We start from the raw sequence: 13,035 nt of genomic DNA, 5'->3' as shown, positions 1-13,035 counted from the left end.
GGACCCGCGCCCGCTGGACCTGATCCAGCGGGCGCGGAGGGCGGTCCTACTGGTAGCCCTTCGGGAAGGGGTTCGGCTCGATGAGGTCCTTGCTCTCGTAGACCACCTCGAACTGGCCGTTCGGCAGCGCCTTGGCGACGCGGGTCTTCGACCAGAGGTGATGGTTGGGGTGGATCTTGACGTAGCCCTCGGGGGCTTCCTTGAACTCGATGTCGGCGGAGGCGGCCGCCACCTTGTCGACGTCGAATGACCCGGCCTTCTCCACCGCCATCTTCCACAGGAACGGTCCGAGATAGGCGGCCTGGGTCACGTCGCCGATGACGGTCTTCTCGCCCCACATCTTGTGGAAAGCGGCGACGAACTTCTCGTTGTTGGGGTTCTTGAGCGACTGGAAGTACTTCATGCAGGAATAGGCCCCGGCGATGTTGTCACCACCGATGCCGTCGATCTCGTCCTCGGTCACCGAGATGGTCAGCAGGGTCTGCTTCGACAGGTCGATGCCTGCCGCCTTGAGCTGCTTGTAGAACGCCACGTTCGAGCCGCCGACGACGTCGGTGAATATCACGTCGGGCTTGGTGAGCTTCAGCTTGTTGATTACCGAGTTGAACTGCGTGTGGCCAAGCGGGAAATATTCCTCACCCACGACCTTAGTCTTCAACACGTTCTCGATGTGCTTGCGGGCGATCTTGTTCGAGGTGCGGGGCCAGATATAATCGGAGCCGATGAAGAAGTACGTCTTGGCGCCCTTCTCCTTGGCGACCCAGTTCAGCGATTCGAGGATCTGCTGCGTGGCCTCCTGGCCGGTGTAGATGACGTTCTTCGACTGCTCCAGGCCCTCGTAGAAGGTCGGGTAGTACAGCAGGCCGTTGTACTGCTCGAACACCGGCAGCGCCGCCTTGCGCGAGGCCGAGGTCCAGCAGCCCATCACGGCGGCGCAATGGTCGTTGACCAGCAGTTTCTTCGCCTTCTCCGCGAAGGTCGGCCAGTCGGAGGCGCCGTCCTCCTGGATGATCTTGATCTTGCGGCCGAGCACGCCGCCGGCCTCGTTGATCTGCGCGATGGCAAGCTTCTCGGCCTGGATCGAGCCGGTCTCGGAGATCGCCATGGTGCCGGTGGCGGAATGCAGGATGCCGACCGTGACCTCGGTGTCGGTCACCGCGAGGCCGGTGGTGTTCACGGTGGCCGTCGCCGGGCCCGCCGCGAACGCCATCCGGGGCATCAGCGCGATGGCCGGCACGCCGGCGAGACCCATGAGAAGCCTGCGCCGCAGCGCCGATTGCAGGCCGTTGCCCTTGCTCTCTGCCATCGTCCCCAAAATCCTTGATCGTCGTCGCCCGGCCCGTCGAAAGGGCCGTGGATCGATACGCAAAGGCTAGGCCGCATGGTGCGGTGCGGTCGATACGCAGTCTTGCGTATGGAGCGGGCTCGCGCGGAGGCCCATCGTGACGGCCTTTTCGCGCATCGAACGCACGCGCGAATCGAAACCAAGCGATGCGGCTCACCCCGCCTCGGGAACAGGGTCCGCGCGTGCTACCTTCGTGCCGACCCATGCCCCAGCACCAGCGCATCCTGCCGATCCGGCGCGACTACAACCGCTTCGTCGCCGACGAGACGCTGGAGGACTACGCCCTGCGCTTCACCGCCAAGGCGGCGCGGCGCTGGTCGGGCCTGCGGGTGGCGCAGACGGCGCTCGGCTCCGTGTCGTTCCTGGCGCTGGAGGCCATCGGCGGCACCCTGGTGCTCGCCCTGGGCTTAACCAACACCCTCGCGGCCCTCGTGGTGGTGGTGCTCATCATCTTCGCCACCGCCGTGCCGATCTGCGCCTACGCGGCCCGCTACGGCGTGGACATCGACCTCCTCACCCGGGGCGCGGGCTTCGGCTATATCGGCTCGACGGTGACCTCGCTGGTCTATGCGAGCTTCACGTTCCTGTTCTTCGCCATCGAGGCGGCGATCATGGCGATGGCCCTGCAACTGTGCTTCGGCCTGCCCCTGGCGCTGGGCTACCTCGTCAGCGCGGTGGCGGTGATTCCGCTGGTGATCTACGGCATCACCCTCATCAGCCGGTTCCAGATCTGGACCCAGCCCCTGTGGATCGTCCTCAACCTGCTGCCGCTCGCCTGCATCGCCTGGCAGGGCGGGGCGCCCGTGGGCGAGTGGCTCGGCCATGCCGGGGAAACCGGTGCCGGCGGGTTCGATCTCGCCCGATTCGGCCTCGCCACCGGCATCCTGCTCGCCCTCCTGGCGCAGGTCGGCGAGCAGGTCGACTTTTTGCGATTCGTCCCCGCGATGGAACCCGGCGGGGAGCGCCGCTGGTGGGCCGCCGTGCTCGGTGCGGGGGCGGGCTGGATCGTCCCGGGCTTCCTCAAGATCCTGCTCGGCTCGTTCCTCGCCATCCTGGCCCTGCGCCACGGTGTGCCAGCCGACCGGGCGGCGGAACCGACGCAGATGTACACGATCGCCTTCGGCTACGTGGTCGCGCCGGGCCCCTGGGCCATCGCCCTGATGACCGTGTTCGTCGTGGTCTCGCAGATCAAGATCAACGTCACCAACGCCTATGCGGGCTCCATCGCGTGGTCGAACTTCTTCTCCCGCCTCACCCACAGCCATCCGGGGCGCGTGGTCTGGCTGGTGTTCAACGTCGCCATCGCGCTCCTGCTCATGGAACTCGGCATCGACAAGACCCTGGCCAGCACCCTCAGCCTCTACGCGGTGGTGGTCTCGGCCTGGGTCGGGGCGCTCAGCGCCGATCTCGCGGTGAACAAGCCGCTGGGCCTGTCGCCCCCCGGCATCGAGTTCAAGCGGGCGCACCTCTACGCCATCAACCCCGTCGGCACGGGTGCCATGGCCCTGTCCATGGGCGCTGGCTTCGCCGCGCATCTCGGCTGGCTCGGCGTCACGCTCACGCCGTTCGGCCCGATGCTGGCCCTCGTCGTCGCCTTCGCCGCCGCCCCCGCCATCGCGTGGGGCACGGGCGGGCGCTACTACCTCGCGCGAACCCCGAAAACCGACTGGAACGGCGCGGCCGCCATCACCTGCCGGGTGTGCGAGCATCCGTTCGAGCCCGAGGACATGGCCGAGTGCCCGGCCTATGGCGGGGCGATCTGCTCCCTGTGCTGCTCGCTCGATGCCCGCTGCGGCGACCTGTGCAAGCCGCACGGTCGCCTCGATGCCCAGGCGCAGGGCGTCCTCGCACGCGTCCTGCCGGCCCGCACGGCGATCTGGATCGGCGCACCGCTCGGGCGCTACCTCGCCCTGATGCTCACACTGGTCAGCGCCGTGGCGCTGATCCTCGGCATCGTCCATGCGGGCGCGGTCTCGGAGCACCCCGAGCACCGGGACATGCTGGCCGCCGCGCTCACCTCCGTGTTCCTCATCCTCATCGTGATCCTCGGCATCGTCGCGTGGCTGTTCGTGCTCGCCCAGGAGAGCCGCCACGTCGCCCTGGAGGAGACCGCCCGCCAGACCGGGCTCTACCAAGCCGAGATCGCCGCCCATAAGATCACCGACCTGAAGCTCCAGCAGGCCAAGGAGGCGGCCGAGGCGGCGAACCTCGCGAAAAGCCGCTACGTGGTCGGCATCAGCCACGAATTGCGCACGCCGCTGAACGCGGTGCTGGGCTACGCGCAATTGCTGGAGGGCGATCCTTCCATCCCGGCGCCGCGCCAGAACGGCATCCGGGTGATCCGGCGCTCGGCCCAACACCTGTCGGGGCTCATCGACGGGCTCCTCGACATCTCCCGCATGGAGGCGGGTCGCCTGCAGATTCATCGCGATGAAATCAGGCTCTCGGATTTCCTCGATCAGATCGGCGACATGATCCGCCTCCAGGCCGAGGGCGCCGGCCTCGAGTTCCGCTTCACCCGGCCGGACACCCTGCCGGTGGTGGTGGCCACCGACGAGAAGCGCCTGCGCCAGATCCTGCTCAACCTCCTGTCGAACGCCGTGAAGTTCACGCCGAAGGGACACGTCGCCCTCGACCTCGCCTATCGCAGCCAGATCGCGGTGTTCACGATCCGCGACACCGGCCTCGGCATTCCGGCCGACGATCTGCAGCGGGTGTTCGAGCCGTTCGAGCGCGGCTCCATGGCGGCGGCGCTGACCACCCCGGGCACCGGCCTCGGGCTCACCATCGCGCACCTGCTGGCCCAGATCATGGGCGGGGAGATCACCGTGGAGAGCACGGTGGGGCAGGGCACCTGCTTTCGCCTGCGCCTCATGCTCGCCTCCGTGGCGCGGCCGAAACCCGTGCGGCTGGCGGCCCAGGCGTCCGCGGTGCCGCGGACCTACACGGGTGCGCGCCGCACCATCCTGGTCGCCGACGACGACGCCGCCCATCGCGGCCTCATGCGCGACATCCTCGAACCCCTCGGGCTCATCGTGATCGAGGCCGCAGACGGCCCCGCCTGCCTCGACCTCGCCGCCCGGCATCCGCCCGATCTGTTCCTCCTCGACATCGCCATGCCGGGCATGACCGGCTGGGTCCTGGCCAGGGCCTTGCGTGAGGCCGGCCAGACCGCCCGGATCGCCATGATGTCGGCCAACGTCCACGAGATCAGCCCGTCGCGGGGGCACGACGCGCCCCACGACGCCATCATCGCCAAGCCGTTCGACCTGCGCGATTTTCTGGAGATCGTCACCGGTCTGCTCGGCCTCGCCTGGAGCGCGCCGGACCCGGCGCCCGCGTCCGACACGCCGCCCGCCGCCGCGGACGAAGCGGGCCCGCCGCCCCGGCCGGACGCCGTGGCGGATCTCCTGCGCCTCGCCCGGATCGGCCACGTCCGCGGCCTGGAGGCCAAGCTCGCGCGGATGGCGGAGGAGCCTGATCCGCCGTCCGCGTTCCTGGCGCGGATGCGCGGCCTCGTGGCGGCCTACGATCTGCGCCGCGTCATGAGCGTGCTCGAAGCACTGCGGCAAGCGCCCGTGGCTCAGGAAGCGCCCGCGGCTCAGGAAGCGCCCGCGGCCCAGCACGGGTCAGTGAACGAAGACACGCCCGCGACGGCGGCCGAGCCGGAGCCCGCCGGCCATGCGTGAGCCCCAGCGCGACATCGTCCTGGTGGTCGACGATTCCCCCGACACCCTGAGCTTCCTCACCGACGCCATCGAGCGCTCGGGCGCCACGGTGCTCGTGGCGGTGGCGGGCGACCTCGCCCTGGCGCTGGTCGACGAGATCACCCCCGACATCATCCTTCTCGACGCGGTGATGCCCGGCATGGACGGGTTCGAGACCTGCCGCCACCTCAAGGCCAAGGGCCACCTCGCCCACGTGCCGGTGATCTTCATGACCGGCCTGTCGGAGACCGAGCACATCGTGAAGGGCCTGGAGGCGGGGGGCGTCGACTACGTGACGAAGCCCATCGCGCCGGACGAGATCCTGGCGCGCATCCGGGTGCACCTCGCGGGCGCCCGGGCGGCCCAGAGCGCACGCGCGGCCCTCGACACCACCGGCCGCACCCTGTTCGCGGTGGACGGGCAGGGGGCGGTGCTGTGGTCGACCCCCCAGGCGGCGCGCCTGCTCGCGGGCTTCGGCGACCCGGGCGCGGGCGGCCTGCCGCCGCAGGGGCGGGACTGGCTGCGGGGCTCCGTCGCCGGAACGGTCTCGGCGCCCCTGACCCTGACCGACCGCGACGGCGTCGCCCACACCCTGAGCTTCATCGGCGGCACGGGCGACGAGATCCTGCTGCGCCTCGCCCGCGACCCCGTGGAGGCCGGGATCGAGCGCCTGCGCGCGCGCCTGCCCGTGACCGGGCGGGAGGCGGAGGTGCTGCTGTGGCTGTCGCGCGGCAAGGCCAGCCGCGACATCGGCGAGATCCTGGGCCTGAGCCCCCGCACGGTGACGAAGCACCTCGAGGGGATCTACGCCAAGCTCGGCGTCGAGAACCGCACGGCGGCCTCGCTCATCGCCGCGCGCCACCTGCAGGATCTGGGGTGAGCGGAGCGGCGGCGCACCCGGAGGGGCTGCCGCTCCGGATCGTCACGCCAGGGCGCGCGCCGCGCCGCTGACCGCCTGGACGGAGGCGTCGACGTCGTGGGCCGCCCGGGCGATGCCGTCCATGGTCTGGCGGACGAGCTCGACGCTCTGGGCCGCGTTCTGCATGTTCACCGACATGTCGCGGGTGACCGCGGCCTGCTCCGTCACCGCCGACGAGACGCTGAGGGAGATCTCGCTGAGATGCCCGATGGTCCGGCCGATGGCCTCGATGGCGTGCACGGCCCGGTTCGTCGAGGCCTGCACCGCCGCGATCTGCGTGCCGATCTCCTCCGTGGCGCGGGACGACTGGTTGGCCAGCGCCTTCACCTCCGCGGCGACGACGGCGAAGCCCCGGCCCGCCTCGCCGGCCCGCGCCGCCTCGATGGTGGCGTTCAACGCCAGCAGGTTGGTCTGGTCGGCGATGGAGCGGATCACCGTGACGACCTCGCCGATCTTCTCGGCCGAGGCGGTGAGCCCGGAGATGATGGTCCCGGCCTCGCCCGCCCGGGCCACGGCCTCGTCGGCCGCGCCCTTGGCCTCGACGGCGTGCCGGCTCAGCTCCTCGATGGAGGACGAGAACTCCTCGGCGCCGGCCGCCACGGCCTGGACGTTGCCGGAGGTCTGGGCCGCGGCCTCGGCCGTGGATGCCGCCTGACGGCTCACGCCGGAGATCGCATCGGTGATGAGGGCGAGGTCGTTGTCGATGAGGCGCTGGCCGTCGCGGCGGCGGTTGCGATCGTTCACCTGGGCCGTGACGTCGTTGGCGAACTTCACCACCGCGTAAGGTTTGCCGTCGGCCCCCAGGATCGGATTGTAGGCCCCGTGGATCCAGACCTCGCGGCCGCCCTTGGCGAACCGGCGGAATTCGCCCGAATGGGCCTCGCCCCCGGCCAGGCTGCGCCAGAACCCGGCATAGGCCGGACCGTCGCGCTCCTCGGGGGAGACGAACAGGCTGTGGTGGCGCCCCTTGATTTCGTCGAGGCGGTAGCCGAGGGCGTCGAGGAAGTTCGCGTTGGCGTCGGTGACCACCCCGTCGGGGGTGAAGTGGATCACGGCCTGCGAGCGGTTGATCGCCGCGATCTGCCCCTCGTAGGAAGCGATGCGCTGCTTCTGGGCCGTGATGTCGGTGGCGATCTTGACCACCTTCACCACCTTGCCGGCCCGGTTCAGGACCGGATTGTAGGACGCCTGGATCCAGATCTCGCGACCGCTCTTCGTGGTCCGCATGAACTCGCGCGCCTGGAACTGACCGGCACGCAGGGCCGCCCAGAACGTCTCGTAGGCCGGGCTCTCCCGCTCCTGGGCCGAGACGAACAGGCTATGATGCCGGCCCCGGACCTCGGCGAGGGGATATTCGAGCAGGTCGAGGAAGAGCCCGTTCGCGTCCAGCACCGCCCCCTTCGGATCGAACTCGATCCGCGCCTGCGAACGATCGATCGCATCGAGCGTGGCGCGACTGCCGGAATCAAACATCTCGGTTTCTCCCTCTGGGCTGGAATACCCCCCAGCGCGTGCAGGACCCGTATGGCAAGTTGCGCTTAATAATCCCTCAATCGCCAAAGACATTTTCCAATGTCTGATCGTCGCAGACACTCGCCTGCCACGCGAATTATTGATCACGAGTACGTTATCCGATGATCCTCAAACAAGAGTTCGGGTTATCTTGAGATAAGATCAAATGATAGCGGAACATAGTCGATCAGGCCGGACGGCAGCGCATCCATTCCCACATACAGGTCGAAAGCACAGTAGATCCGCTCGGTCGGCCCGTGTCGCGGTCCGGACCGTTAGCCTCTTCGCCGAAGTGGTCCTTGGCTTCTGGCAAGGCCTCGCGGCGAAGGACCATCGACTACCAACGCCGACCCGGCGAGATCCGTCGCCGTCCTCGGCGATCCCTAGACACCGGACGGACGCGACATCCGGCGCCCGTTCGCCGCACCCCAGACGAGCGGACGGGACGAGGTTTCGGCCGGGATGAAGCTTGGCCGCGGGTGCGTGCGTTGTCGTCACGAATCCCGAGCCTTTCCGCCCCGTGAGATCGCAATGACCCGACACACGACCGCTACTTCCCTCCTGACCGCCCTCGCCGTCGGTACGGCTCTGGGCGGATCTCCCGCCCGCGCGCAACCGGCCCCCGGGGGCACGCCGACCGGCAACGTGCCGGCCGGAGATGCGCTGACGAAGGTCGCGAGCTTCGAGCATCAGGTCACCGGCGTCACCGTGTCGAAGGACGGCCGGATCTTCGTCAATTTTCCGCGATGGACCGAGGACACCGAGGTGTCCGTCGCCGAGGTGAAGGACGGCAAGGTGGTGCCGTTCCCCGATGCCGCCTGGAATTCCTGGCGCAACGCGAAGAAGGGCGAGGTCTCGGCCAAGGATCATTGGGTCTGCGTGCAGAGCGTGGTCGCGAGCCCGGACGGCAACCTCTGGGTCCTCGATCCCGCCGCCCCCGCCATGGGCGCCCTGGTGCCGGGCGGCGCGAAGCTCGTCGAGATCGACCTCCGGACGAACCAGCCTGCCCGCACCATCGCGTTCGACGAGACGGTGGCGCCGCAGGGCTCCTATCTCAACGACGTGCGCTTCTCGCCCGATGGCAGGACCGCCTACCTCACGGATTCGGGGGCCAAGGGCGCCCTCGTGGTGGTGGACCTCGCCAGCGGCAAGGCCCGCCGCGTCCTCGACGGCGATCCCTCGACGCAAGCGGACAAGGGCGTGACCGTGACCTACGACGGCAAGCCCCTGCGCCGGCCGGACGGGCGCGGCGTCGAGTTCGCGGCCGACGGCATCGCCCTCTCGCCCGACGGCCGGACCCTCTATTGGCAGGCGATCAAGGGCAAGACCCTCTACAGCCTGCCGACGGAAGCCCTGGCGGAGGGCGTCACCACGGCCCTGATGCCGACGGCGCTCGCCGACAAGAGCCTCTCGGGCAAGATCGAGACCGTGGGCGAGAACGGCCCGGCGGACGGGCTGATCATTTCCCGGACGAATGGGCGGATGTACATCACCTCGCCCCAGGACGATTCCATCAAGGTACGCGACCTTTCCGCCAAGGGCGGCGCGACCGCCACCCTGATCAAGGACGCGCGCCTGCGCTGGCCCGACACCTTCGCGGAGGGCCCGGACGGAACCCTCTACGTCACCACCTCGCGAATCCAGGATTCGGCCTTCTACAAGCCCGACGCGCCGGCGGCCTTGCCGACGGACCTCTGGAGCTTCAAGCCCGCCGCCCCGGACGCCACCGGCTCCACCCGGCCGGCGCGCTGACCCCGACGACCGGGCGGCCTCACGGGGCCGCCCGCCGCTTCCTCGAACCCAGGGCGACGATGCACCGACGTACCTTCCTCGGCCGGGCCGCCCTCGGCCTCGCCCTGACCGCGATCCCGAGGGCGGCCGCCGCCGCACCGGTCCTGCACGTCGACGATCCGGACTTCGCGGCCGTGGTCGATCGCGACGCGCGCCTCACGTCCCTGTATTCCGAGGGACGCTGGTGCGAGGGGCCATGCTACGCGCGTCACCTCGGCGGCCTGGTCTTCAGCGACGTGCGGTCCAACCGGATGTTGCTCATCGGCGACGACGGGAAGACCAGAACCTTCCGCGACCCGTCCGACAACGCCAACGGCAACACCCTCGACGCCAAGGGACGCCTGGTGACCTGCGAGCACCGGGGCCGGCGCGTGGTGCGGGCCGAGGCCGACGGGTCCCTCACGGTCCTGGCCGACCGTTACGGGGGGCAGCCCCTGAACTCGCCCAACGACGTGGCGTTGGCGCCCGACGGCGCACTCTGGTTCACCGATCCGATCTTCGGCATCTCCATGCCGGACGAGGGCATCGTGCGCGAACCGGCGCAGGCCGCGCGGCGGGTCTATCGCATCGACCCCGACGGCACGCTCACGGGCATGAGCGACGCCCTCGACCAGCCCAACGGCCTCGCCTTCAGTCCGGACGGGCGCCGCCTCTACGTCAGCGAGACCGGCGCCTCCCTCAACCCTGAAGGCGCCCGCGCCATCCTGGCGTTCCCCGTCGAGAACGGGCGCACGCTCGGGGCCCCGAGCACCTTCGCCACCCTGGACGCGGGCGTGCCCGATGGGCTCGCGGTGGATGCGGACGGGCGTGTCTACGCCGCGTGCGGCGACGGCGTCCGGGTCTACACGCCGGACGGACGGCGCCTCGGCCGCATCGCCACCGCCACGGATGCCGCCAACGTCACCTTCGGCGGCCCCGACGGCCGCCGCCTCTTCATCGCGTCCGGCCCCGCTATCCTGGCCATCGACCTTCGGGTCCGCGGCGCCGCCCACGGCTGAGCTCTCATCCCCTTCGAACACCCGAGACCCATCATGACCCTCGCCCGACGCGACCTCCTCGCCGCCGGCCTCACCGGGGCCGCTCTGCTGCCCGCCTCCGGTGCGACGGCGAAATCCGAATCCGGCGCTCACGAGTCAAAAACCGGTGCCGTGACGACGGACCGGACGCCAGCGGGCCTCGAACTCGCCTTCGTGGCCGATGCGCCCTCGACGCCGACGGGCCTCGCCATCGCGCGCGGCGGCCGCGCCTTCATCATGATGCCGCGCTTCGACGCCAAGGTGCCCTACACCGTGGGCGAGGTCCTGCCCGGCGGGGCCGTGCGGCCCTATCCCGATCTGGAAACCAACCAGCCCGATCCGGACAAGGCGCAGACACGCTTCTTCCACGTTCCCAACGGCGTGTTCGACCGGGACGACACCCTGTGGCTCCTCGATGCCGGACTGCCGGACGGCTCGGGGCCGCCGGTGAAGGGCGGCGCCAAGCTGGTGCAGATGGACATCGTCGGCAACCGCATCCTGCGGGTGGTGCCGCTGGAATCCGGCATCGCCCCGACCTCGTCCCTCAACGACCTGCGCATCGACATCCGGGACGGGTACGCCCGCGCCTACATCACCGACCAGGGCCAGGACGGGGAGGGCGCGCTCCTCGCCGTCGACCTCGCCACCGGGCGGGTGGTGCGGCGCCTGCACGGGCACGCCAGCACCAAGTCGCAGAAGGGGCTGACGAAGTTCGTCGAGGGGCGCGCCGTCGTCCAGCGCAAGGGCGATGCCCCGCCCCGTCCGGTCCAGGGCGGCGCCAACGGCATCGCGCTCTCCCCCGACGGGCGGCGCCTGTACTACGCCCCCCTCATCGGCCGGCACCTCTACGCCGTCGACACCGCCGCCCTGCTCGACCCGCAGGTCACCGATGCCGGGGTGGCGGCCGGGGTCGACGATCTCGGCGAGAAGGGCATGACCGGCGGCCTGACCACGGATTCGAAGGACCGGGTGTACCTCGCCCTGCAGGAATTCAACGCGGTGGGCCGGCGCAGCCCCGACGGCACCGTCGAGATCCTAGCCGCCGACCCGCGCCTGATCTGGGCCGACACATTCTGGATCACCCCCGACCGCTGGCTCCACATCTCGGCCGCCCAGGTGAACCGCCGGCCGGAATACAACAACGGGACCGATCGGCAGGCGCCGCCCTACGCGATCCTGAAGATCCGGATCGACGCCGACCCGGCGTGAGGGGAGACGCCGGCTCCTTCCCGGCCATCGGGGGTGGAGCCGGCAGGGTACCTATTTCAGGGTCTTGAGGTAGGCGACGACGTCGTTGATCTTCTTGTCGTCGGGATAGCCGGCGAAGACCATCTTCGTTCCAGGCACCTTGGCCTTGGGATTCTTCAGCCACTCGTGCAGATTGGCGTCGTCCCAGGTGATCCCCGAGCCCTTGAGGGCGGCGGAGTAGTTGTAGCCCTCGTAGGTTCCGGCGGCGCGGCCGACGACACCGACGAGATTGGGGCCGACCCCGTTCTTGCCGGCCTGATGGCAGGCCTTGCAGGGGGCGAACGCCTTCTCGCCCGCCGCGGCGTCACCCATGTCCTGCGCATGCGCGCCGAGCGAGAGCGCAAGTGTCAGGACCGTGCCGAGAACGATTGGCTTCATGGTTTCCCCCATCGCGATGGATAGGGACTCGTAACTATGGCGCGGGACGACCGGACGTAGGGCCGGCCATCGGCCTGCGACACCTTGTCGGTTCCCAGGCGGGATTAGACCAGGTGCCGGGATCGTGTCGCCTCTCCGATCATGGACGGCCCGGCCGTCCGGACGGCGCACCGGGCGATTTCCGCCTGCCCCGATGTCCGGACCGCCCGGCCACGACCGGCTCCGGAGCGATAGAGGCCTCGCAGAAAACCCTCAGAGGGTGACCATGCCGCCCGTCACGGCGATCATGGCGCCGCTCATGTAGCTACCCTCGTCGGAGGCGAGGAGCACGTAGGCGCCCGCGAGTTCCGCCGGCTGGCCGGGGCGTCCGGCGGGGGTCATCGAGCCGAACTTTTCCACCTGCTCGGTGTACATGGTCGAGGGGATCAGGGGCGTCCAGATCGGCCCCGGCAGCACCGCGTTGGCGCGGATGCCGCGCGCGCCCAGGATCCGGGCGAGGTTGGCGGTCATGTTGGTGATGGCCGCCTTGGTGGACGAGTAGGCGAGCTGCTGCTCCACGGGGGTCTTGGCGTTCACCGAAGCGGTGTTGATGATCGACGCCCCGGCCTTGAGGTGCGGCGAGGCGGCCTTGAGGATGTAGAACATCGCGTGGACGTTGACGGCGTAGTGCCGGTCCCAATCGGCGATCTCGATCTCCTCGAGGGTGTCGGCGAGTTTCTGGAACGCGGCGTTGTTCACCACGATGTCGAGGCGGCCGAGCTCGGAAACGGTCTTGTCGACCAGGGCCGCGCAATGTCGGTGGTCGGCGACATCGCCCGGCAGCAGAACCACGCGGCGGCCGGCACGCTCGACCCAGGCGGCGGTGTCCCGGGCGTCGTCGTGCTCGTCGAGGTAGCTGAGCGCGATGTCGGCGCCTTCGCGGGCATACGCGATGGCGACCGCCCGGCCGATGCCGCTGTCGCCCCCCGTGATGAGCGCGACCTTTCCGGTGAGCTTGCCCGACCCCCGGTAGCTCTCCTCGCCGTGATCCGGCTTGGGGGTCATCTCGGCGGACCGGCCCGGATAGGGAATCGGCGGCTGCGGGAAGGGGGGCTTGGGGTAATCGACCATGCGGGCTCT

At 69.7% G+C, this 13,035-nt stretch carries 9 protein-coding genes; 5 read left to right on the top strand and 4 right to left on the bottom strand.

Annotation, left to right across the window (positions count from 1 at the left end; all coding sequences use genetic code 11):
• Positions 1–46 precede the first annotated feature (46 nt).
• Positions 47–1,306 carry an urea ABC transporter substrate-binding protein gene (gene urtA, locus ASG60_RS17650; protein WP_056175348.1) on the bottom strand — a complete coding sequence of 420 codons (1,260 nt, stop codon included), beginning with the start codon at positions 1,304–1,306 and terminating at the stop codon, positions 47–49.
• 242 nt (positions 1,307–1,548) lie between these two features.
• Here urtA and ASG60_RS17645 point away from each other — a divergent pair, with 242 nt between their 5' ends.
• Positions 1,549–5,034 carry an ATP-binding protein gene (locus tag ASG60_RS17645; protein WP_082531820.1) on the top strand — a complete coding sequence of 1,162 codons (3,486 nt, stop codon included), beginning with the start codon at positions 1,549–1,551 and terminating at the stop codon, positions 5,032–5,034.
• Positions 5,027–5,932, top strand: coding sequence for a DNA-binding response regulator (locus tag ASG60_RS17640; protein WP_056175345.1), 906 nt, complete (start codon positions 5,027–5,029; stop codon positions 5,930–5,932). The genes ASG60_RS17645 and ASG60_RS17640 overlap by 8 nt, the downstream gene beginning before the upstream one ends.
• A 42-nt stretch (positions 5,933–5,974) precedes the next feature.
• On the opposite strand, the gene ASG60_RS17635 is transcribed toward ASG60_RS17640, so the two are convergent.
• Positions 5,975–7,444 carry a PAS domain-containing methyl-accepting chemotaxis protein gene (locus ASG60_RS17635; protein WP_056305110.1) on the bottom strand — a complete coding sequence of 490 codons (1,470 nt, stop codon included), beginning with the start codon at positions 7,442–7,444 and terminating at the stop codon, positions 5,975–5,977.
• Positions 7,445–8,014: 570 nt separating this feature from the next.
• Between ASG60_RS17635 and ASG60_RS17630 the strand changes: the two genes are divergently transcribed.
• Genes ASG60_RS17630 through ASG60_RS17620 form a run of 3 tightly spaced genes read left to right on the top strand, consistent with a single transcriptional unit; the run spans position 8,015 to position 11,499 of the window.
• Complete coding sequence (locus tag ASG60_RS17630; RefSeq protein ID WP_056305112.1) at positions 8,015–9,235, top strand: L-dopachrome tautomerase-related protein; 1,221 nt, start codon at positions 8,015–8,017, stop codon at positions 9,233–9,235.
• Positions 9,236–9,294: 59 nt separating this feature from the next.
• A complete protein-coding gene (locus tag ASG60_RS17625) occupies positions 9,295–10,272 on the top strand; it encodes an SMP-30/gluconolactonase/LRE family protein (protein WP_056386887.1) in 978 nt (325 codons plus the stop codon).
• A gap of 33 nt (positions 10,273–10,305) precedes the next feature.
• Positions 10,306–11,499 carry an L-dopachrome tautomerase-related protein gene (locus tag ASG60_RS17620; protein ID WP_056386885.1) on the top strand — a complete coding sequence of 398 codons (1,194 nt, stop codon included), beginning with the start codon at positions 10,306–10,308 and terminating at the stop codon, positions 11,497–11,499.
• Positions 11,500–11,550: 51 nt separating this feature from the next.
• Here the strand turns inward: ASG60_RS17620 and ASG60_RS17615 are convergent, their stop codons facing one another.
• Both ASG60_RS17615 and ASG60_RS17610 read right to left on the bottom strand, forming a co-directional pair.
• Positions 11,551–11,916 (bottom strand): cytochrome c family protein, encoded by a 366-nt coding sequence (locus ASG60_RS17615; protein ID WP_056175331.1) that lies wholly within the window; start codon positions 11,914–11,916, stop codon positions 11,551–11,553.
• Between the two features lie 252 nt (positions 11,917–12,168).
• Positions 12,169–13,026, bottom strand: a complete 858-nt coding sequence (locus ASG60_RS17610; protein WP_056261514.1) for an SDR family oxidoreductase — start codon at positions 13,024–13,026, stop codon at positions 12,169–12,171.
• Positions 13,027–13,035: the final 9 nt, after the last annotated feature.

It is taken from the genome of Methylobacterium sp. Leaf469 (genome assembly GCF_001424745.1).
GTDB lineage: Bacteria > Pseudomonadota > Alphaproteobacteria > Rhizobiales > Beijerinckiaceae > Methylobacterium.
This window is presented reverse-complemented; position numbering and strand designations above follow the sequence as displayed.